Below are 21,264 nucleotides of genomic sequence, written 5' to 3' on the forward strand. Positions count from 1 at the left end.
TGCCGGCGGCGGCAGCGGACATCAGGATCAGAACAGCTCGACGGTGCCGGCGCCCATGCTCTGCTGGGCAACCGGCTTGTGCGGCGGGCGTTCCCATTCGCTGCGCAGTTCGCGCAGGCGGCTGCCGGTGCGCTGCAGGGCGGTGGCGATCTCTTCGTCGAACACGCCGCCATTGCGGTGCAGCAGTTCCTGCAGGGCCACCGCCTCGCGGTTGATCGCGGTCAGGCGGTCCAGGTGGGTGTGCACGCCGCCCAGCGCCTGGGTGGCGATGTCTTCGAACTGCAGGGCGCGCACGGCTTCGGCCACGCTGCCATCGATCGAACGGGCGCAGTCGGAGACTTCGCGCATGCCATCACCCAGCGACGCATTGATCTGCGCGACGTTGTCGAGCATCGCCGCCGCCTCCTGGCGCGCTTCGCGGGAGCGGTCCATGTCACGCGAGGCCATGTGCGAGACCGTCTCGCGCACCTTGGCAATGGCGTCCTTGGAGCTGTGCGCCAGCTTGCGGATCTGCTCATTGAAGGTGGTCGAGCGCTCGGACAGGTTGCGCACTTCGTCGGCGACCACCGCGAAGCCACGACCGGCTTCACCGGCACGCGCGGCTTCGATGGCGGCGTTCAGCGCCAGCAGGTTGGTCTGGTCGGCGATCGACTTGACGTCTTCCAGCAGCGCGAAGATGCCATCCAGGTGCTGCGCCATCTGATCGATGTGCTGCACGGTGGTGCTGCTCTGGCCGCTCACCTGTTCCAGTGCTTCCACCAGCTGCTCCATGCGATGGCTGGCGTGCTGGGCGAAACGGGCAACGTCGAGGCCGGCATTGCCTTCATCACCGGCACGATCGACGATGCGCGACAGGGCCTGGCTCTGCTGGCGCGACTTGCGGTTCATGGCGTCGAAGCTGCCGCCCAGGCTGGACACCGCCTGGCGGATCAGGTCACGGGCGCGTTCCACTTCGCCACGCGAACCGTCGATCTCGTTGCCGACGAAGTTGCGCAGTTCGGTCAGCAGCTGGTCCTGCTCACGCAGGACACGGGCGTGTTCCGGGGAACGGTGCGCCTGGGCGCGGGTGGTCCACCACGCAAAGCCGAGCCAGCTCAGCGTCATCGTGGTCAGGATCGCCCAACGCAGGGCGGCCGGCCATTCGAAACCGATGGCGAAGGGGAGCAGCAGGGTCAGAGCCAGGGGGGCGGCCAGACGGATGAAAATGCGTGAGTACATGGACGTTCTCGGGAGGTGCACGGAGGATGTATCGGCCGTACCCCCTTTCTCTTTAACGTCGAAATGCCTCGAAGTGCATTCTGAATGCGCCGGTTTTCCGACGCCTCGGCGGCTTCGGGGTCAGAGCCCTTTCCTTGCCGGAAAAGGATCCGACCCCATGGGGCTCAGGCCAGCTGGCGGTCCACGGCCTCGATCATCGCCTTGCGGCTGAACAGGAAGTCCCAGTAGCTGCCGCCCAGCTGCCGCCACAGCACCGCCGAGCGCACCGCGGCCAGCAACAGGGCGCGGATCTCGGCGACCACACCGGCCTGGCCCAGGTAATGCGGGTTGCCCTGCACCATCACCCGCGGCTTCAGGTGGCTGATGGTGTCGGCGTACAGGCCACCCAGGTTGGCCAGCACGTCCGGGTGCCCACTGTCGCCCAGCTCGACGGCTTGGCGCTGGGCGCGTTCGATGCCCGAGGCGACCTTGTTCACGGTGGCGCCGTCCTGCACGAAGCGGCGCTCCAGCTGCAGCACCGACAGGGCCAGCTTGGGCAGGATCGGGTCCTGGCCCTGGCTGCGGAAGTAGTTGTGCAGCAGGCGCAGCCCAGCCTTCAATGCATGGCGGTCACCGAACACCTCCTGCGGCGAAGACGCGTCGACGCGGAACACACTGTCCACGGCGGTGCGCACGGCAGCGGCGTCGGAATGGCCGGTATCGGCGATGCGGCGTACCTGCTGCAGGGCCTGGGCAATGCCGGCCAAAGCCAGGACGCGGTCGTCGACAGTGAAACTCATGCAGCGATTACCTCAAAAGGGGAAGGGGTGGTGCGCAGGCGCTGTTCCAGCGGCGCATCGGTGGCGGCGATCACCGCGCCACCCAGGCACACATCACCGTCATACAGCACCAGTGATTGACCGGGAGTAACGGCGCGCTGCGGGCGCGCAAAGGTGACCAGCACGCTGCCATCGTCCAGCACCTCGACCGTACACGGCTCGTCGGGCTGGCGGTAGCGGGTCTGGGCGGTGCATTCGAAGCGCCGTGCCGGCGGCGCGCCGGCAATCCAGTGCGCGGTTTCCGAGCGCAGGCGGTCGGACAGCATCCACTTGCTGTCGCGGTCCTGGTCCACGTACAGCACGTTGCTGGCCACATCCTTGCCGACCACGTACCACGGCGCGGCCGGGCGGCCACGCACGCCGCCGATGTTCAGGCCCTCGCGCTGGCCCAGGGTGAAATAGAAGACGCCTGGGTGCTCGGCGATCACACTGCCGTCGGCCGGGTCCAGGATCTGCCCGGGCTTGGCCGGCAGGTAGCGGCCGAGGAACTCGCGGAAGTCGCGCTCACCGATGAAGCAGATGCCGGTGGAGTCCTTCTTGGCGTGGGTCGGCAGGCTGACGTCACGCGCGATCCGGCGCAGGTCGGTCTTTTCCAGGTCACCGATCGGGAACAGGGTGGCCGCCAGCTGCGCCTGGCCCAGCTGGTGCAGGAAGTAGCTCTGGTCCTTGGAGCGGTCGGCGCCACGCAGCAGCAGCCATTGGTGGCCGCGCTGGGTCACCCGCGCGTAGTGGCCGGTGGCAATGCGTTCGGCGCCCAGCTCGCGGGCGGCATCCAGGAAGTGCTTGAACTTCACTTCGCGGTTGCACAGCACGTCCGGGTTCGGGGTGCGGCCGGCCGCGTACTCGGCCAGGAAGTGCTCGAACACGCCCTGCCAGTACTCGCTGGAGAAATCACGGAAGTGGAACGGGATACCGAGCAGGCCGCAGACGGCCACTGCATCGCGGCGGTCGTCCTCGGCGCGGCAGTCGCCGCTGCCGTCGTCGGCCCAGTTCTGCATGAACAGACCGGCTACGGCCTCGCCCTGCTGCACCAGCCGCCAGGCGGCGACCGAGGAGTCGACGCCACCGGAGACGCCCACCATCACGCGCGGAGTGCTCATGCGACCTCCCGGACCAGCGAAAGCGGATGGCGCTGGCCACCCAGGAAATCAGCCACCACCTGCCAGACCAGCGGGCTACGCAGGCGCTCCGTGGCGGCCTGCAGCTCGGCCGGGGTCAGCCACAGCGCGCGATCGATGCCGGTGTCCAGCGGCTGCGCCGGGTCGTGCGATACCGGACGCGCCGCATAGCAGAAGCGCAGGAAGGTGGTGCCGTCGCCGGCCGTCCACTGGTAGCAGCCGATGAAGTGGGTCAGCTGCACCGTCCAGCCGGTTTCCTCGCGGGTCTCGCGCAGGGCTGCCTCGGCCAGGCTTTCGCCCGGCTCGAGGTGGCCGGCCGGCTGGTTCAGCACCTGGCGGCCGTCGATGGTCTCCTCGACCAGCAGCACGCGGCCGCCGTCGACCACTACGGTGGCGACAGTGGCGTGCGGTGCCCAGCGCGGGTCCGGCGTGGTGTTCAACTCAGAACTCGTCCTTCTTGGTCAGTTCCAGCTCCATGGCGTCGGCGGTGCGGATGGCCGCATCGATGGCGTCGCTGAGCTGGTCGGCCGTGGCATCGGCGTCGATCTTGACCACGAACATGGCGGTGGTGTCCTGCTTCACCCAGCCGCCCATCTTGGCGTCCTGCGAATCTTCCAGCAGGCGGTTGGCTACGGCCACCGGGAACTGCTTGGTCTTGGCGTTGTAGGCCGGCGACCAGATCTCGCGGATGTTGTGGGTGCCGAAATCTTCCACCGACGAGCGCACGTAGACCATCTGGGTGCGATCACCCTCGACGTCGAACACCATGCGGTAGTCGCCGTCCTCGTCGACCTCGTAGGTATAGCCCAGCTTGTCCAGGTGGCGGGCCACGGCCTTGTCGGCCTGGGTCTCGGCGGCGGCGGAGCCGGCGGCGGCCAGGGCGATCAGCAGGGCGGGGAGAAGGGTCCTTTTCATGAAGATCCTGTGAAACAGTGTTGAGAGAGGATGCAATTGTGACGGTGGGCGTGCGTGCCGTCCAATCTGCGGCAGGCCGACGCAGGCTGGCCCGTGCCTCTATAATGGGCAGATGCCCCATGAGTCTTCCCCCGATTCCCATCACGAGCACGGCGTTGCCGTGGAGCCCGCGCGCCCGGAAGTGGCGCCGCCGCCGTTTTACCAGGTGATGCTGCTCAACGACGACTACACCCCGATGGATTTCGTGGTGGACGTGCTGCAGCAGTTCTTCAGCATGGACCTGGACAAGGCCACGCAGGTGATGCTGCACGTCCATACCCGTGGCCGCGGCGTGTGCGGGGTGTTCACCCGCGAAGTGGCCGAGACCAAGGTCGCCCAGGTCAACGAGTACTCGCGGATGAACCAGCACCCGCTGCTGTGCACGATGGAAAAGGCCTGACCGGCTGACGGTTTTCGTCCGGGCACATCGACTCCGGACCCGGTGTGCCCACCAAGGTGGGCACCTACCAAGGCAGGGGCCTGTATCGATAGTGGATGGGGCGTGCCCACCAAGGTGGGCATCTACCAGAGCGCGGGATCAGCCCTCCGCCAACGCCTCCAGTGCCATCCGCGCCACCGCCTCGTCGACTTCGGCGGGGTCGCCATCATCCCGGAACCACACCGCTGACAGCCCCGCGCTGGCTGCGATCCAACGCAGCAGGCGCGTGCGTTCCAGGCCCGCCAGCGCGCCGACCTGTTCCAGCCGGGTGGCAAACCGCTCGGGTCGGGTGGCCACATGGATGCCGGGGCCGCACAGGTCCGGATTGCTGAACATCGTCGTGTAATCGAACGCGCGGTCGCCCAGCAGCCGCTTCGGGTCGATCGCCAACCAGCCGCGCGCGCCGAAATCCAGCACGTTGTCGTGGTGCAGGTCGCCGTGCAGCGGCCGGATCTCCTGTTCCTGCTGCAGCAGGCCCTCCGCCAGTGATCTGCACTGTTCCAGCAGTGTCGGCAGCGCAGCCCTTGGCTGCAGCAGGTCGGCGAACCATGTTCGCAGGCAGATCAGTTCCGCTGGCGGTGCGCCCCGTGGCCGGTGCAGCCGTTGCAGGACCTGGCACAGGACCGTGGTGCAGGTGTCATCGTCGCCCTTGATCGAACGTTGCCGCAGCGAGTCGCCGCCGGCACGTTCGATCAGGATCGCCGGGCCCTCGTGGGCCAGCAGGCGGGCGGCGCCGTCACCGTCCCACCAACGCAGCAGGCGATGGCTGTTCTGCTCTTCGGTTTCGCTGCTGATCTTCAGCATGGCCGGCTTACCGGCGGCGGTCAGCACCGGCCAGAGCCGGGCATGGGGCGTTTCGATGGCTGCGCCATCACGCCGCAATCGCCAGCGGCTCAGGTAGGGTTCGCTCATGCTGGGTGGGCTGTCCTGGAGTGAATGAAGATCAAGCGATTCGCACTGATAACGCCATCTGAACGCAGCAATCCGCTAGGGTGATGGAAATCGCGTAGTCAGGCCGCATATTGTCCCCATCTGCCGCCGGAGTAATCCATGTTCAGCAAAGACCTCGAACACACCATCGGCCAGTGCTACAAGCGCGCCCGTGAGGCCCGGCATGAGTTCATGACGGTCGAACACCTGCTGTTGGCACTGCTCGACAACCCGTCCGCCCAGGCCGTACTGAAGGCCTGTGGCGCCGACGCCGAACGCCTGCGCCAGGAGCTGGAGCAGGCCATCGAGGCCTCCGTGTCCCGCCTGGCCGAAGATGACGGCCGCGATACCCAGCCGACCCTGGGCTTCCAGCGCGTGTTGCAGCGGGCCGTTTACCACGTGCAGTCCTCGGGCAAGAAGGAGGTCACCGGCGCCAATGTGCTGGTCGCCATCTTCGGCGAGAAGGACTCGCACGCCGTCTACTACCTCAACCAGCAGGATGTCACCCGGCTGGATGTGGTCAATTACCTGTCCCACGGCATCGCCAAGCTGGGCGAGGAAGGCGAGCAGCCGTCGTCCTCCTCCGAGGGCGAAGGCCGCATCGAAGGCGGGGAGGGCGAGCCGAAGGGTGATGCCCTGACCGAGTTCGCCAGCAACCTCAACGAACAGGCCCGGGCCGGTCGCATCGACCCGCTGGTCGGCCGTGCCGACGAGATCGAGCGCACCATCCAGGTCCTGTGCCGCCGCCGCAAGAACAACCCGCTGTACGTGGGTGAGGCGGGCGTAGGCAAGACCGCCATCGCCGAGGGCCTGGCCCGCCGCATCGTCGAGGGCTCGGTGCCCGACGTTCTGGCCGATGCGGTGATCTATTCGCTCGACCTGGGCGCGCTGGTGGCCGGCACCAAGTACCGCGGCGACTTCGAGAAGCGCCTGAAGAGCGTGCTGACCGCGCTGAAGAAGGTGCCCAATGCTGTGCTGTTCATCGACGAGATCCACACCATCATCGGTGCTGGCTCGGCGTCGGGCGGCACCATGGATGCCTCCAACCTGATCAAGCCGGCGCTGGCGTCCGGAGAGCTGCGCTGCATCGGCTCGACCACCTTCCAGGAGTACCGTGGCATCTTCGAGAAGGACCGGGCGCTGGCCCGCCGCTTCCAGAAGATCGACATCGTCGAGCCGACCGTCGGCGAGACCTACGAGATCCTGCAGGGCCTGAAGTCCAAGTACGAGCTGCACCACGGTGTGACCTATTCCGACGAGGCTCTGCAGGCGGCGGTGGACCTGTCGGTGAAGCACATCGGCGACCGCCTGCTGCCGGACAAGGCCATCGACGTGATCGACGAGGCGGGCGCCCGCCAGCGCCTGCTGCCGGAAGGCCAGCGCAAGGAACTGATCGACGTCGAGGAAGTGGAGGCGATCGTCGCCAAGATGGCGCGTATCCCGACCAAGCAGGTCAGCGCCACCGACAAGGATGTGCTGCAGCACCTGGAGCGCAACCTGAAGATGGTGATCTTCGGCCAGGACCCGGCCATCGAGACGCTGTCCTCGGCGATCAAGCTGGCCCGTTCGGGCCTGGGCAACCCGGAAAAGCCGATCGGCAACTTCCTGTTCGCCGGTCCCACGGGTGTCGGCAAGACCGAGGTGACCAAGCAGCTGGCGCTGCAGCTGGGCATCGAGCTGGTCCGCTTCGACATGTCCGAGTACATGGAGCCGCATTCGATCAGCCGCCTGATCGGTGCGCCTCCGGGCTACGTCGGCTTTGACCAGGGCGGCCTGTTGACCGAGAAGATCGTCAAGACGCCGCACTGCGTGCTGCTGCTGGATGAGATCGAGAAGGCGCACCCGGACATCTTCAACATCCTGTTGCAGGTGATGGACCGCGGCGTGCTGACCGATACCAACGGTCGCGAGGCCAACTTCAAGAACGTCGTGCTGGTGATGACCACCAATGCCGGTGCGGCGCAGGCCTCGCGGCGTTCGATCGGCTTCACCAAGCAGGACCATGCCACCGACGCGATGGAGACCATCCGCCGCAGCTTCACCCCGGAATTCCGCAACCGCCTCGACGCGGTGGTGCAGTTCCAGGCGCTGGGCTTCGAGCACATCCTGCGCGTGGTCGACAAGTTCCTGATCGAGCTGGAGATGCTGCTGCAGGACAAGCACGTCAGCCTGTCGGCCACCCCGACCGCGCGCGACTGGCTGGCCCACCATGGTTTCGACCCGCTGATGGGTGCCCGCCCGATGGCCCGCGTGATCCAGGACAAGATCAAGCGTCCGCTGGCCGACGAGCTGTTGTTCGGCAAGCTGGTCAACGGTGGCAAGGTCAGCATCGACGTCCGCGACGACGAGCTGGTGGTCGAGACCCAGGCGGAGCCGGAGCGGCTGCTGCCGGTCACGGTGGAATGAGCTGATGCCATAGGCTTGGCGTGAAAGCCTGGAAATGACAAGGGCGGCTTCGGCCGCCCTTGTTGTTTCCAGTGGGACTGTCGTCCGCGGCCTTGCTTGAACGGAACGGAGGTGCCAATGCTGTCTTCTGGTCGCGATAGGGTGTTGCCCTGTTTGTATCGCGAAACGATACAGGATACAGTGATGATCATCGGTTTTCGCCACAGGGGCCTCGAGCGGCTCTACCGTTCCGGCAGTAGCAGTGGAATCCGCCACAGTCACGCCAGCAAGGTGTTGTTGATCCTGTCGATCCTGGATGTTGCTTCGGGTCCTGAGGATCTCGCCATGCCTGGATTGCGTCTGCATACGCTTCAGGGCGGCCTGAAAGGGCATTGGTCTGTATGGGTCAATGGAAACTGGCGGATTACCTTCCGTTTCGCCGGCAGCGACGTGGAGCTGCTGGATTACCTGGACTATCACTGAGGCCGCGCATGATTCATCACCATCCGCATCCCGGGCAGGCGATCAAGGCAATGGTCTTTGATCCAATGGATCTGTCTGTGACCGAAGCGGCCGAGCGCCTGGCAATGTCGCGGGTAGCCCTTTCGCGGGTTCTGAACGGCAAGGCGGGCATCAGTCCTGACCTGGCCATCCGCCTTGAGATGGCGGGGGTAAGTACTGCGGTTTTCTGGATGGGGCTGCAATCCAGCTACGATCTCTGGTTGGCACGGCAGCGCGCGCAACCGAGAGTGTTGTCGCTGGTTGCCGCGACGCGTTGACGTATATCGCGACAAGGGCGGCTTCGGCCGCCCTTGTCCTGTCTGGGGTCAGCGGCTGCGGCGGCGCGCCTCACGCTTGAATCGCTCGGCATCGATCGGCTCGATGCGTGCAACCTCGCAGCTGCCGCGACCTGTGTCCAGTGCGCTTCGGCCCTCGCTGCACAGCTCGTCAGCTTCTTTGCCGTCGGTCTTGAAGCCGAGGCGGGTGGCCAGTACGGCAGAAGGGCAGCTGTTGCGGAAATGCACGACATAGTGGTCTTCGCCGGAGCGAAGCAGGATGTTCTTGTCGGCGCCGGCGCGAACGATCTGCTGTTCGCTGGTCAGTGATACGCACTGTGCCGGCGCGGTGTCGGCGGCATGGGCGGACGACGCCAGCAGGGTGACGGCAGACAAAGCCAGGGGGATGAGCAGGGAAGACAGGTTCATGGCGGGGCAGGGGGCAGCGATCCGGACTGGATCGGATCCCAAGATGCCGCCGCCGCTGCAAATGCGAATCTGCCGCAAGCAGGGCTGACCGACGCCACGGTGAGATCGGTCACGATGACCTTTGGCGCCTCAGGCCGCGATCGAACGGAATCCCTGCTGGCGCCCCTGGTCGCCGCCGTCTTCGATGACAAAGGCGACCGCCTCGTGCGGAATGTGCAGGCGCTGCTTGAGGGTGCTGCCCATATGCGGAATCTCGCGCTGCACGGCCAGGTACAGCGGGTGCGAGGCGTCCATGCTGGTGCAGACCAGGCAGGGCTGGCCGAACCAGGTGCCGTCCGGGCCCTTGCTGGCGTAGCAGCGGCTGGTGACGGACTGGGGGTCCAGGACGATCAGGTGGGTCATGCGCGCAACGCCTTCTGTGAAGAACGCATTGAGTCTAGAGTCGCGGCGCGATGCGGTATTTCGGACAGGGACGAAAATCGATCGGTCCCGGTGCCGGTCGCTTTCTTCCGCGCACGACAAAGGGCCAGCAGCGAGGCCGGCCCTGTCGGAGTGGCGCAATGCGCCGACCGCTTACTTCATGCGGTAGGTGATACGACCCTTGGTCAGGTCGTACGGGGTCATTTCAACTTTGACCCGGTCACCGGTGAGGATGCGGATGTAGTTCTTGCGCATGCGGCCGGAGATGTGGGCGATGATTTCGTGCCCATTTTCCAGACGAACGCGGAAAGTGGTGTTCGGCAGCGTCTCGCTGACGGTGCCCTCGAACTCGATGGAATCGTCTTTCGACATGTAGTCCTGTGCGGTTCAGAAAACGGCCACGCTGGGCCTAAGGCGCGGTATTTTACGCGTGATGGGCCCGGCTTGCAAAGTTTGTGTTAACCCCCGGCCAAACGCTGTGCTGGCAAGCGTCCTACCGCCTGGGTCCAGGGGCCTTCACGGCCGTCATGGTGTACGGCCTGACGGACGTGCTCCAGGAAGTCCGCGCGCGGCAGGTGCTCGGCGCCCATCCGCAGCAGGTGCGGATTCTCCACCTGGGCATCGATCAGTTCCCAGCCCCAGCCACGCAGGGTGGCTGCCAACGCGGCCAGGGCGATCTTGGAGCCGCCACTGGCGCCACTGAACATGCTCTCGCCGAAGAACATGGCGCCGATCGCGACGCCGTAGATGCCGCCGACCAGTGTCTGCCGATCCCAGACTTCGAAGGAATGGGCGAAGCCAAGGTCGTGCAGTTGGCTGTAGGCCTCGACCATCGCCGGGCTGATCCACGTACCGTCCTGGCCAGGGCGTGGTGCGGCGGCGCAGGCGCGCATCACCTGGCTGAAGGCGCTGTCGGCGGTGATCTCCCACGTGCTGCTGCGCAGCTGGCGGCGGAAGCGACTGGACAGATGCACGCCGTCGGTGCGGAACACCATGCGCGGGTCCGGCGACCACCACAGGATTGGCTCACCCTCGCTGAACCACGGAAAGATACCGCCGGCGTAGGCATTGAGCAGACGCACCGGATGCAGGTCGCCGCCCACCGCCAGCAGGCCATCGGGCTGGCGCAGTGCGGTCTCGGCCGGAGGGAAGGGGGCGTCCGGCGCATCGGCCAGGCGCCAGGGCAGCTGGCGGGTCATGGGGCCATTGTATTCGTCGTGGTGATTCGTGATGTCTGGCACCATCACTGTTCACCGGCAAGGAGCCTCCGAATGAGTGACTCGATCAGCGCCATCCTCGACCTGCATGACGCCCCGCGCACGCGCAACGACAGCCAAGGCATGCTGCTGTCGATGGCCACTGAACAGCCGCGTCAGCTGGGAGAGTTGATGCTGCAGGCGCTGGCGCGGCCTTCGCCGAGCTCGGCCTTCCTCGACATGGCACTGGACCTGCTGCCGGATGACGCGGTGCCCGCGGTCGTGGCCGACGCGTGGCGCCGCTATCGCGCGGGCGAGCGCGGTGACGTGTTGACGAGCGTGATGGAGTTCGCCAGCTATCAGGCGCCGCAGGTGCTGCAGGGCGACTGGGAGGCATTGCTGGCGGTCGCCAGTGAGGATGAGGTGCAGTTGGCCACGCAGGTCTGGCAGGGCCTGCCCAGCGCGACGGCCGCGCATTGGGCGCAGATCCTGGCCGAAGCCGATGACGATCGCGAAATGGCGCGGGCCAGGGCGTTGCTGCTCGCCGCCCAACCCGAAACCTACGCCATTGCTCGCGGCTACCTGGTCGACTGGGGGCGGTTGGATGCCGAGGTCTGGGCGCACTGGGCCGGCCTCGCCGAAGGTCCGCAGCCGCGTCGCCTGCATGGCGAGCGGCCATTGCACTTCCGCTTCGGCCACGAACAGCATCGCGCGCAGCAGGCAGACGAACCGAGCTGGCGCAAGCGCACCTGGCGCCTGCACCCGACCTGGAATGGTGGGCAGGTACACCATGTTGGGGAGATGGGAGGGCCGCTGGAAGCGCTGTGTAGCAGCTGCCATGCGCCGCTTCAGCGCCTGCTGCAGACCGATGCTGCCGCGCTGCAGCCGGGCGCGTCGGGCGAGATCACGCTGGGGCTGTGCCTGGACTGCTGCGGCTGGGAAGACCCGCCCGTGCGTTTCTATCGCCACGATGCCGACGGTCTGCCCACCTGCCATCCCAGCCAGCACCGTGCGGTGCCGAGTACGCCCACCGACAGTGGCGACCTGATGCGGGCCGAGGTGGGCCTGGTGGCGCTCGAAAGCGCGCGCTGGCAGCAACAGGACTGGGGCCAGTCCAATCATCGGCAGAACCTGTCGCGTGTGGGCGGAGCGCCAAGTTGGGTGCAGAGTGCGTGGTACCCGGCGTGCATCGATTGCGGCGAAGAGATGCCGTTCGTGATGCAGCTGGATTCGACACTGCCGACCACGGGTGAGGGCACGCTGCTGTGGGGCAGCGGCGGCATGCTCTATACGTTCTGGTGTGCAAAGTGCCGGGTGAGCGGGCACTTCTGGCAGTGCACCTGAGCACAGCGCCCTCGCTATTGCCTTGGTAGGTGCCAACCTTGGTTGGCACGCCTTTCGGCACCGCGCCAATCGAGCAAGCGCGCCTCTACGGTTCTACGCGGAACGGCCCATGCCCCTGCAGCTCCTGCTGGTAGCGCCGCACACTCTGTCGCTCCTGCCGGCACCACTCCTGCAGCGCTTCCGCGAAGTCCGGATCGGCCACCCAGTGCCGGCTGCGCACCAGCGTCGGCAGGAAACCGCGTGCCAGCTTGTGCTCGCCCTGTGCGCCCGGCTCGAAGCGGGTCAGCCCTTCGCGCAGGCAATACTCGATGCCCTGGTAGTAGCAGGCCTCGAAGTGCAGGCCGGGCAGCGTGGCGCCGCCCCAGTAACGGCCGTACAGCGTGTCTCCACCGCGCAGGCATAGCGCGCCGGCAATCGGCTCGCCGTCCTGTTCGGCCAGGAACAGCACCAGCCCCCGACCCAAAGAAATGGCCAGGTGACGCAGGAAGGTCTCGGTCAGCGCCGGGGCATTGCCGTACTCGAGGAACGTCTGCAGGTAGAAGCGGTACATCGCCTGCAGATCGGCGCGGCTCGCTTCATCGCCGTGCACCACGCGGAAGGTGATGCCCTGGCGAACGACCTTGGCCCGTTCCTGGCGGATGTTCTTGCGATGCTTGTGGTTCATCGCACCGAGGAACTGGTCGAACGTGGCCCAGTCGCCCGGGTTCTGCCACTGGAACTGCACGTCCTCGCGCAGCAGCCAGTCATCGCCGAACAGCGCCTCGTCGCCGGCGGTATGGAAGTTGATGTGGGCCGACGACACCCCCAGTGGCGGCAATGCGTCGCGCAATGCCGACAGCAATGCGGCGCGCTCTGAATCGTGACGGGCCAGCAACCTTGGGCCAGTGACCGGCGAGTACGGCACCGCGCCCAGCCACTTCGGATAGTAGTCGCGGCCATGACGGGCATACGCGTTGGCCCAGGCATGGTCGAACACGAATTCGCCGTGGGAGTTGGTCTTCAGGTAGCCCGGAATGGCGCCGACCAAGGTGTCACCTTCCCATAGCGTGAAGTGCCGGGGCTGCCAGCCCCAGTCCTCGCGCAGGCAGCCGTGCTGTTCAAGCCCGGAAAGGAAGGCATGACTGACGAAGGGGTTGCGGCCGTCGTGCAGGGCATCCCAGTCGGTGGCGGAAACGGACTGCAGGGAGTCGAGGAAGCGGAGGGAGGGCATGAGGGAAGGATAGGGCAGATGAAACAGAAAGGCCGACGCACTGGCGTCGGCCTTTTGCCTGAGTCGAGCTTGGCTCGACGCTACAGAAGCAGATCCGCTTCTCAGCCGGCCTTGCCCTGTGCGTCCAGGTAGCGCTCGGCGTCCAGTGCGGCCATGCAGCCGAAACCGGCCGAGGTGATCGCCTGGCGGTAGTGCTGGTCGGCCACGTCGCCGGCGGCGAACACGCCTTCCACCGAGGTCTGGGTGGCATTGCCGCCGAGGCCCGAGCGGATTTCCAGGTAGCCGTTGTTCATCGCCAGCTGGCCGTCGAACAGGGTGGTGTTCGGGTGGTGGCCGATGGCCACGAAGAAGCCGTGGGCGTCTATGTCGCGGGTGCTGCCGTCCAGGGTGGACTTCACGCGCACGCCGGTCACGCCGGCGTCATTGCCCAGCACTTCCTCCACCTGGTGGTGCCAGACGGTCTCGATCTTGCCTTCGGCCACCTTCTTGAACAGCTTGTCCTGCATGATCTTCTCCGCCTTCAGGGTGTCGCGGCGGTGGACCAGGTAGACCTTGCGGGCGATGTTGGACAGGTACAGGGCCTCTTCCACGGCGGTGTTACCGCCGCCGACCACGACCACGTCCTGGTCGCGGTAGAAGAAGCCGTCACAGGTGGCACAGGCGGACACGCCGCGGCCCTTGAACTCGTCCTCGGTCGGGATGCCCAGGTACTTGGCGGTGGCGCCGGTGGCGATGATCAGGGCATCGCAGGTGTACTCGTGGCTGTCGCCGATCAGCTTGAACGGGCGCTGCGACACATCGGCGGTGTGGATGTGGTCGAAGATGACCTCGGTCTCGAAGCGCTCGGCATGGGCCTGCATGCGCGCCATCAGGTCCGGGCCCATCAGGCCGTGGGCGTCACCCGGCCAGTTGTCCACCTCGGTGGTGGTCATCAGCTGGCCACCCTGCTGCAGGCCGGTGATGACGACCGGCTTCAGGTTGGCGCGGGCGGCGTAGACGGCGGCGGTCCAACCGGCCGGGCCGGAACCGAGGATGACGAGGCGCTGGTGGCGGGAGGGCAGGCTGGTGCTCATGTAGACTCGCGAAAAGGTAGATGGGACAAGGCGCTGGCGATGTTTGCGCAGCATCCGTGGCTGGTCATAGAGTGGCGGCTGGGGCAGGGCGATTCAAGCCGATGAACAGAACGCCGTCATCCAGCAGTGGTTCCGGCCCTCTGATTGCCCTGTCAGATGTCGCATAACTGAAAACTGACGCCGTCTCATTTATTATCAATCACTAACAGCGCATTCCAAAGGTATGGTCTAAGGTGGCGAAGCAGGTCCCCGAACGCTCCAAGTCCGACGACAGCAAGGCGTCACGTCGCACGGCCGCGGCGGCGACGACCGACAATCCACGCCGCCAACGCCTCTGGCGCGACCTTGGCCTGATCGCCATCGCGCCGGCGCTGCTGTACCTGGCGGCCAGTCTGTTCACCTATTCAGCGACCGACCCGGGCTGGTCGCACACCGGCAGCGTGGTCGCGCCAGTGCACAACCTCGGCGGCCGCGCCGGCGCCTGGATCGCCGACGTGCTGCTGCAGCTGTTCGGCTACATCGCCTTCCTGCTGCCGGTGGTGCTGGGCGCGCTGGCGTGGATCGCCATGTTCGGCCTCAAGCGCGAGAGCAAGGGCGAGAACGACCTGGACCCGGCGCTGCGCCTGGTCGGCCTGGTCGGCTTCCTGATCGCCGGCACCGGCTTCCTGCATGTGCGCCTGTTCAGTGGCGATGTCTCCAGTGCCGGCGGCATCCTCGGCAAGCTGGTGGGCAACTCGCTCACGGTGGGCTTTGGCGCGCTGGGCGCGAACCTGTTCGTGCTGGTGCTGCTGCTGGCCTCGATCACCCTGGCCACCGGGCTGTCCTGGTTCACGGTGATGGAGAAGATAGGCCGCGGCGTGATGTCGCTGGCGCCGTTGCTGGCGCGCAAGAAGGAAGAAGTCACCGAGTGGCAGCAGACCCGGGTGATGCGCGAGGAGCGCCAGGAAGTGCGCAAGGCCGATGCCGAGGTGCGCGCCAAGCGCGAGCCGGTGAAGATCGAGCCGCGCCCGGAACCGGTGATCGAGAAGAGTGACCGAGCCAAGCGCGACACGCAGATCCCGATGTTCCGTGGCGTCAACGGGGATGGCTCGGACCTGCCGCCGCTCGCGCTGCTGGACGACCCCAAGCCGCAGCCGGTGGGCTACGACAAGGAAACCCTGGACGCGCTGTCGCGGCAGATCGAGTTCAAGCTGAAGGACTTCCGCATCGACGCCCAGGTGGTCGGCGCCAACCCCGGCCCGGTCATCACCCGTTTCGAGATCGAGCCGGCGCCGGGCATCAAGGTCAGCCAGATCAGTTCGCTGGACAAGGACATCGCGCGCGGCCTGTCGGTGAAGTCGGTGCGCGTGGTCGACGTCATTCCGGGCAAATCGGTGATCGGCCTGGAAATTCCCAACGTCACCCGCGAGATGATCTACCTCTCCGAGCTGCTGCGTTCGAAGGAATACGACAAGTCGGCCAGCGTGCTGACCCTGGCGCTGGGCAAGGACATTGCTGGCCGCTCGACCGTGGCCGATCTGGCGCGCATGCCGCACCTGCTGGTGGCCGGTACCACCGGTTCGGGCAAGTCGGTGGCGGTCAACGCGATGGTGCTGAGCCTGCTGTTCAAGGCCTCGCCGAAAGACCTGCGGATGCTGATGATCGACCCGAAGATGCTCGAACTGAGCGTCTACCAGGGCATCCCGCACCTGCTGGCGCCGGTGGTCACCGACATGAAGGAGGCCGCCAACGGCCTGCGCTGGTGCGTGGCCGAGATGGAGCGCCGCTACAAGCTGATGAGCGCGGTGGGCGTGCGCAACCTGGCCGGCTTCAACAAGAAGGTGAAGGAAGCCCAGGACGCCGGCCAGCCGCTGATGGACCCGCTGTTCAAGCCGAACCCGGAACTGGGTGAGGCGCCGCGTCCGCTGGAGACGCTGCCGTTCATCGTCATCTTCATCGACGAATTCGCCGACATGATGATGATCGTCGGCAAGAAGGTGGAAGAGCTGATCGCGCGCCTGGCACAGAAGGCGCGTGCGGCCGGCATCCACCTGATCCTGGCCACGCAGCGCCCGTCGGTGGACGTGATCACCGGCCTGATCAAGGCCAACATCCCGACCCGCATCGCCTTCCAGGTCAGTTCCAAGATCGACTCGCGCACCATCCTCGACCAGTCCGGCGCAGAAACCCTGCTCGGCCACGGCGACATGCTGTACCTGCCGCCGGGTACCGCCATGCCCGAGCGTGTGCACGGCGCCTTCGTCTCCGACGAGGAAGTGCATCGCGTGGTCGAACACCTCAAGGCGATGGGCCCGGCCGATTATGTCGACGGCGTGCTGGACGAGGTGCAGACGATGGGCGACGGCGTGGTCGTCGGTGCCACCGGCCTGCCCGAGAACAGCTCTGCCGGCGATGAGTCCGACCCGTTGTATGACGAAGCGCTGCGGGTGGTCACCGAGACCCGTCGCGCCTCGATTTCCGGCGTGCAGCGCCGGCTGAAGATCGGCTACAACCGTGCAGCGCGACTGATCGAGGCCATGGAAGCGGCCGGCGTGGTCAGCCCGCCCGAGCACAACGGCGACCGCACGGTGCTGGCACCGCCGCCGCCGAAGTAAGACCCGACGTATCCCCCACGACGTCCAAGGAACCGACGCATGCTTCACCCCGTACCAAGCGCGCTGGCACTGGCGCTGGCAGCCTTCCTGGCTGCCGGCCCGGCACTGGCAGACACCGCCACCTCCGCGCCCGCCACGGCGCCGCCTTCAACCAGCGGCGATACCGAAGCCAGCAATAATTTCAGCATTGTCCGCTACCGCGCCGACTATCAGGTGCGGCCGGATGCAGGCAATGTGCAGACCGAAACCTACGAAGTCCTGCTCAAGACCAAGGCCTCGGTCGAGCAGTTCAGCCAGGTTCGGCTGAGCTACAGCGAGAAGATGGAGACGCTGGAAGTACTCGGCGCCTACACCATCACCGCCGACGGCCAGCGCCGCGACGTGCCGGCCGACCGCATCTACACCCAGGAAAGCTATTCCAGCGCCTCGGCGGCGATGTATGCCGACCGCAAGGTGCGGGTGATCGTGTTCCCGAACCTGGCCCCGGGCACGCGCCTGTTCTACCAGGTACGCCGCACCCAGGCCACGCCGTACTTCCCCGGCTACTTCGGCCTGTGGGAAACCTTCAATGTCTTCACCGAGTACGAGGACGCCGAGGTCACCCTGAGTGCGCCGGCCAACCTGCCGATGTTCGTCGACAGCCGCGGCGTGCAGGGTAGTGATCGCCCGACGGTGAAGAACGGCCAGGCACAGTGGCGCTGGCGCTACCAGCGTCGCGAAGCCATGCCAGCACAGAACTGGTCGGCGGCGGGCTGGGAGTTCGGCCCGAACATCATGGCCAGCACCTATCGTGACTGGTCGCAGATGGGTCGCGCCTACCAGCTCAAGGCCGGCCCGGCCGCGCAGGTCACGCCGGAACTGCAGGCGCTGGCCGATGAGATCACCGCTGGCATCAGCGACCGTCGCGATCAGGCCGACGCGTTGTACCGCTGGGTGGCGCAGAACATCCGCTACGTGGCGGTGTACCTGGGCAATGGTGGCCTGGAGCCGAACAGTGCGCAGAGCATCCTCGACAACCACTATGGTGACTGCAAGGACCATGTGACGATCCTGGAGGCGCTGCTGGCGGCCAAGGGCATCGCCAGCTCGCCGGTGCTGATCGGTGCCGGCGGTGGCCCGACGCTGCCGAAGATCCCGGTGCTGGGCCGCTTCAACCACGCCATCACCTACATCCCCGAGTTCGATCTGTACCTGGATTCGACCACGGCGTGGGCGCGCTTCGGGCAGTTGCCGGAAGGTGACCTGGGCGCACCGGTGATGCGTACCCGCGACGCCTCACTGGCGCGCACCCCGGCCAATACGCCGGAGCGCAATGCCACCTCGATGGAGGTGCACTTCACCTTCGACGCCAACGGCAACCTGCGCGGCGAGACGATTCCGAAGCTGGGCGAGAACGCCGAGATCGGCATGCGCGCCCAGTTCTCCCAGCTCAACGCGCAGAACCGTGCGCGCGCTGAAGAGCAGATCATGGCCGCGTCCGGTTTCGATGGGCGAGGGCAGCTGCAGATCCAGGGCGTGCCGGTCGACCTGACCCGGCCGTTTGGCTATCGCATGGCGTTCCAGGCCGAGGACTACGCCGACTTCAGCGTGGCCGGCGGCATGGCCGTGCCGGATCCGCCGGGTGGCGAGTCGGTGCGTGGGCTGTACGCCACTGCCTCGGCGCCGGCCAACGAAACGCCGTTCTACTGCAATGCCAGCCTGCGCGAGGAAACCTATCGCCTGCAGTTCCCGGCCAATGCGCCGATCATCGCCATCCCGGCCAGCCAGCGTTTCGCCAATGCAGCCGGCGAGTACCGGGTGGACTGGAGTCGCGAGGGGCAGGAGGTGATCGTGCACCACCGCTTGCAGCAGAATGCAGTGCGTGGGCCAGAGGCGTTGTGCCAGCCGCAGGACTATCCGGCGTTCCGCGCGCTGTATCGCGAAGTGCGGCGTGGCTTCCGCGGCCAGGTGCTGTACGGCAAGCTGCCGGGATCCGGTGGCTGAATCGCCGATGGACGTTCAGGGCGGCATAATGTCGCCCTGATCGCCCATTCATCTTTCCCCGGGCACACTGGCAACCACCTTTCCTGGCGCCCGCGCCCACAGGATTCCCGCATGAACTTCCGCTTCCGCCGTTTCCTTGCCACCACCACCCTGGCCGTGGCCTGCGCCGCCGCCGGCAGCGCCTGGGCTGGCGCCCGCGATGACCTGAAGACCTTCACCAGCGGCCTGAAGGGCCTGGATGGCCAGTTCAGCCAGCAGGTGTTCGACAGTCGCGGCAAGGTGAAGGAATCGACCAGTGGCCGTGTGGCACTGTCGGCGCCGCGCCTGTTCCGTTGGGAATACGTGCGCCCGCACGAGCAGTTGATCGTGGCTGACGGCAGGAAGGTCTGGATGTACGAGCCGGACCTGGAGCAGGCCACTGTTCGCGAGCAGGGCAAGGAAGAGCAGAACAGCCCACTGACCGCGCTGATCAACCCGGCGCTGCTGGAACAGCAGTACGACGTCAGCGAAGAGGCCGCGCAGCGCGATGGCCTGCAGTGGCTGTCGCTGTCGCCGAAGCGTGAGACCGAAGCCAGCTTCCAGTACGCCGCGCTGGGCTTCAATGCCCAGGGTCTGGCCAAGATGGAAATCACCGATGCGGTTGGTCAGCGCACCGTGATCAGCTTCAGTGGCTGGAAGCGCAACCCGGGCTTCGCGGCGGGCACCTTCAGCTTCACCCCGCCGAAGGGCACCGACGTCATCGGTAATTGATCTGTGGCCCGGCGCAAACGCTCTGGTGGGTGTCAACCGGCACCGTCTTGGTGGGTGTCAACCTTGGTTGACACGCTTTTGATCTGCCGGCCAGCGGCCGGCACTACCGGAATCGTGGCCACCCGGCGCGGTACAATGGCCGTGTGCCAAGACATCGCTCCACTTCATTCCCCGGCCCCGATCTGCTGAGCGTTGATCGGGAACACATGCGCCCGCTGGCCGAGCGCATGAGACCGCGAACCCTCGACGAAATGGTCGGGCAGAAGCGCCTGCTCGCGCCGGACAGTGCGCTGCGCCGCGCGGTCGAATCCGGTCGCGTGCATTCGATGATCCTGTGGGGGCCGCCGGGCTGCGGCAAGACCACGCTGGCCCTGCTGCTGGCCGAATATTCCGACGCCGAGTTCCGTGCGATCTCCGCAGTGCTGTCCGGCCTGCCGGAAGTGCGCCAGGTGCTGGCCGAGGCGGCGCAACGGTTCGCCGAAGGCCGCCGCACCGTGCTGTTCGTGGATGAGGTGCATCGCTTCAACAAGGCGCAGCAGGATGCGTTCCTGCCGCACATCGAGCGCGGCACCATCCTGTTCGTCGGTGCCACCACCGAGAACCCGTCCTTCGAGCTGAACTCGGCGCTGCTGTCGCGCTGCCGCGTGCATGTGCTGGAAGGTGTTTCGCCTACCGACATCGTCGAGGCGCTGGAGCGTGCGCTGGGTGACCGCGAACGCGGCCTGGGCGAGGAGGGCATCGAGGTCGCCCCCGAGCTGCTGCTGGAAGTCGCGACCGCCGCCGACGGCGACGTGCGCCGCGCGCTGACCCTGTTGGAAATCGCTGCCGAGCTGGCGGGCGGGGAGGGTGGTCGCATCACCCCGCAGACCCTGACCCAGGTGCTGGCCGATCGCACCCGTCGCTTCGACAAGGGCGGCGAGCAGTTCTACGACCAGATCTCAGCGCTGCACAAGTCTGTTCGCAGTTCCAACCCGGATGCCGCGCTGTACTGGCTGACCCGGATGCTCGATGGCGGCTGCGATCCGTCCTACCTGGCCCGCCGGCTGACCCGCATGGCCATCGAGGACATCGGTCTGGCCGATCCGCGCGCGCAGAGCATGGCGCTGGAGGCCTGGGACATCTACGAGCGGCTGGGTAGCCCGGAAGGCGAACTCGCGTTCGCTCAGTTGGTGCTGTACCTGGCCAGCACCGCCAAGTCGAATGCAGGCTATGCGGCCTTCAACCAGGCCAAGGCCGATGTGCGCGAGAGTGGCACCGAAGAAGTGCCGCTGCACCTGCGCAATGCGCCGACCAAGCTGATGAAGGAGCTGGGCTATGGTGCCGAGTACCAGTATGACCATGATGCGGAAGGCGGTATCGCACTGGACCAGACCGGCTTCCCGGATGCGATGGGCGAGCGCGTGTATTACAACCCGGTGCCGCGCGGCCTGGAAATCAAGCTGAAGGAAAAGCTGGACAGGCTGCGCGCCGAGCGCGAGGCGGCAAGGGCGGCAAAGGGTCGTTGAGCCCGCTCTTGTAGAGTCGAGCCATGCTCGACTCCGCTCTTGCACGGACTACGGGTGCCTTCTGGAACAGCAGTCGAGCATGGCTCGACTCTACGGAGGGCAATGGCAGTCGAGCATGGCTC

Annotated in this window: 21 protein-coding genes; 9 read left to right on the top strand and 12 right to left on the bottom strand. The window is 66.3% G+C overall.

The annotated features are described in order from the left end of the window. Positions 1–27 precede the first annotated feature (27 nt). The 5 genes from ACZK3W_RS10805 to ACZK3W_RS10825 form a co-directional block, all read right to left on the bottom strand. Positions 28–1,218, bottom strand: a complete 1,191-nt coding sequence (locus ACZK3W_RS10805; protein WP_032127364.1) for a methyl-accepting chemotaxis protein — start codon at positions 1,216–1,218, stop codon at positions 28–30. 164 nt (positions 1,219–1,382) lie between these two features. Continuing rightward, positions 1,383–1,997: a high frequency lysogenization protein HflD gene (gene hflD / locus ACZK3W_RS10810; protein WP_032127363.1), complete on the bottom strand. Its 615-nt coding sequence runs from the start codon at positions 1,995–1,997 to the stop codon at positions 1,383–1,385. Next, entirely contained in the window at positions 1,994–3,136 is a 1,143-nt protein-coding gene (gene mnmA / locus ACZK3W_RS10815) for a tRNA 2-thiouridine(34) synthase MnmA (RefSeq protein ID WP_049399373.1), read from the bottom strand. The genes hflD and mnmA overlap by 4 nt, the downstream gene beginning before the upstream one ends. After that, on the bottom strand, positions 3,133–3,594 hold the full coding sequence (locus ACZK3W_RS10820) for an NUDIX hydrolase (protein WP_071227431.1): 462 nt from the start codon (positions 3,592–3,594) through the stop codon (positions 3,133–3,135). Before ACZK3W_RS10820 ends, mnmA begins: the two co-directional genes overlap by 4 nt. Position 3,595: 1 nt before the next feature. After that, positions 3,596–4,069 (bottom strand): hypothetical protein, encoded by a 474-nt coding sequence (locus ACZK3W_RS10825; RefSeq protein ID WP_032127360.1) that lies wholly within the window; start codon positions 4,067–4,069, stop codon positions 3,596–3,598. 112 nt (positions 4,070–4,181) lie between these two features. Here ACZK3W_RS10825 and clpS point away from each other — a divergent pair, with 112 nt between their 5' ends. Then, complete coding sequence (gene clpS, locus ACZK3W_RS10830; protein WP_006444529.1) at positions 4,182–4,508, top strand: ATP-dependent Clp protease adapter ClpS; 327 nt, start codon at positions 4,182–4,184, stop codon at positions 4,506–4,508. Between the two features lie 138 nt (positions 4,509–4,646). Here the strand turns inward: clpS and ACZK3W_RS10835 are convergent, their stop codons facing one another. Further along, positions 4,647–5,459, bottom strand: a complete 813-nt coding sequence (locus ACZK3W_RS10835) for an APH(6) family putative aminoglycoside O-phosphotransferase (RefSeq protein ID WP_346486640.1) — start codon at positions 5,457–5,459, stop codon at positions 4,647–4,649. Positions 5,460–5,597: 138 nt separating this feature from the next. Here ACZK3W_RS10835 and clpA point away from each other — a divergent pair, with 138 nt between their 5' ends. The 3 genes from clpA to ACZK3W_RS10850 all read left to right on the top strand — a co-directional run bounded on the left by clpA (position 5,598) and on the right by ACZK3W_RS10850 (position 8,641). After that, entirely contained in the window at positions 5,598–7,883 is a 2,286-nt protein-coding gene (gene clpA, locus ACZK3W_RS10840) for an ATP-dependent Clp protease ATP-binding subunit ClpA (RefSeq protein WP_049421950.1), read from the top strand. A 183-nt stretch (positions 7,884–8,066) separates the two neighbouring features. Next, positions 8,067–8,345: a type II toxin-antitoxin system RelE/ParE family toxin gene (locus ACZK3W_RS10845; RefSeq protein ID WP_478445792.1), complete on the top strand. Its 279-nt coding sequence runs from the start codon at positions 8,067–8,069 to the stop codon at positions 8,343–8,345. An 8-nt stretch (positions 8,346–8,353) separates the two neighbouring features. Beyond that, on the top strand, positions 8,354–8,641 hold the full coding sequence (locus tag ACZK3W_RS10850) for a HigA family addiction module antitoxin (RefSeq protein ID WP_032127356.1): 288 nt from the start codon (positions 8,354–8,356) through the stop codon (positions 8,639–8,641). Between the two features lie 48 nt (positions 8,642–8,689). On the opposite strand, the gene ACZK3W_RS10855 is transcribed toward ACZK3W_RS10850, so the two are convergent. The 4 genes from ACZK3W_RS10855 to aat form a co-directional block, all read right to left on the bottom strand. Beyond that, the gene (locus ACZK3W_RS10855; RefSeq protein ID WP_478445793.1) at positions 8,690–9,067 is read right to left on the bottom strand and encodes a hypothetical protein; all 378 of its coding nucleotides are present in this window, start codon (positions 9,065–9,067) and stop codon (positions 8,690–8,692) included. Positions 9,068–9,196: 129 nt separating this feature from the next. Beyond that, the gene (locus ACZK3W_RS10860) at positions 9,197–9,469 is read right to left on the bottom strand and encodes a hypothetical protein (RefSeq protein ID WP_125895705.1); all 273 of its coding nucleotides are present in this window, start codon (positions 9,467–9,469) and stop codon (positions 9,197–9,199) included. A 171-nt stretch (positions 9,470–9,640) separates the two neighbouring features. Next, complete coding sequence (infA, locus tag ACZK3W_RS10865) at positions 9,641–9,859, bottom strand: translation initiation factor IF-1 (protein ID WP_005409596.1); 219 nt, start codon at positions 9,857–9,859, stop codon at positions 9,641–9,643. Positions 9,860–9,945: 86 nt separating this feature from the next. Continuing rightward, positions 9,946–10,686, bottom strand: coding sequence for a leucyl/phenylalanyl-tRNA--protein transferase (gene aat, locus ACZK3W_RS10870; protein ID WP_478445794.1), 741 nt, complete (start codon positions 10,684–10,686; stop codon positions 9,946–9,948). A 72-nt stretch (positions 10,687–10,758) separates the two neighbouring features. On the opposite strand from aat, the gene ACZK3W_RS10875 reads away from it, so the two are divergent. Beyond that, entirely contained in the window at positions 10,759–12,027 is a 1,269-nt protein-coding gene (locus tag ACZK3W_RS10875) for a hypothetical protein (protein WP_478445795.1), read from the top strand. 85 nt (positions 12,028–12,112) lie between these two features. Here ACZK3W_RS10875 and ACZK3W_RS10880 read toward each other — a convergent pair whose 3' ends face one another. Continuing rightward, entirely contained in the window at positions 12,113–13,237 is a 1,125-nt protein-coding gene (locus ACZK3W_RS10880; RefSeq protein ID WP_478450806.1) for a GNAT family N-acetyltransferase, read from the bottom strand. A 101-nt stretch (positions 13,238–13,338) separates the two neighbouring features. Next, positions 13,339–14,310: a thioredoxin-disulfide reductase gene (gene trxB / locus ACZK3W_RS10885; RefSeq protein ID WP_197581033.1), complete on the bottom strand. Its 972-nt coding sequence runs from the start codon at positions 14,308–14,310 to the stop codon at positions 13,339–13,341. Between the two features lie 233 nt (positions 14,311–14,543). Between trxB and ACZK3W_RS10890 the strand changes: the two genes are divergently transcribed. The 4 genes from ACZK3W_RS10890 (at position 14,544) to ACZK3W_RS10905 (ending at position 21,142) form a co-directional block, all read left to right on the top strand. Beyond that, complete coding sequence (locus ACZK3W_RS10890) at positions 14,544–16,904, top strand: DNA translocase FtsK (protein WP_032127351.1); 2,361 nt, start codon at positions 14,544–14,546, stop codon at positions 16,902–16,904. A gap of 39 nt (positions 16,905–16,943) precedes the next feature. Beyond that, positions 16,944–18,887: a DUF3857 domain-containing protein gene (locus tag ACZK3W_RS10895; RefSeq protein ID WP_253143103.1), complete on the top strand. Its 1,944-nt coding sequence runs from the start codon at positions 16,944–16,946 to the stop codon at positions 18,885–18,887. 111 nt (positions 18,888–18,998) lie between these two features. Beyond that, positions 18,999–19,637 carry an outer membrane lipoprotein periplasmic chaperone LolA gene (gene lolA, locus ACZK3W_RS10900; RefSeq protein ID WP_024958744.1) on the top strand — a complete coding sequence of 213 codons (639 nt, stop codon included), beginning with the start codon at positions 18,999–19,001 and terminating at the stop codon, positions 19,635–19,637. A gap of 206 nt (positions 19,638–19,843) precedes the next feature. Then, positions 19,844–21,142: a replication-associated recombination protein A gene (locus ACZK3W_RS10905; RefSeq protein WP_253143104.1), complete on the top strand. Its 1,299-nt coding sequence runs from the start codon at positions 19,844–19,846 to the stop codon at positions 21,140–21,142. Positions 21,143–21,264: the final 122 nt, after the last annotated feature.

The organism is Stenotrophomonas sp. 80084_Sma, assembly GCF_056481995.1.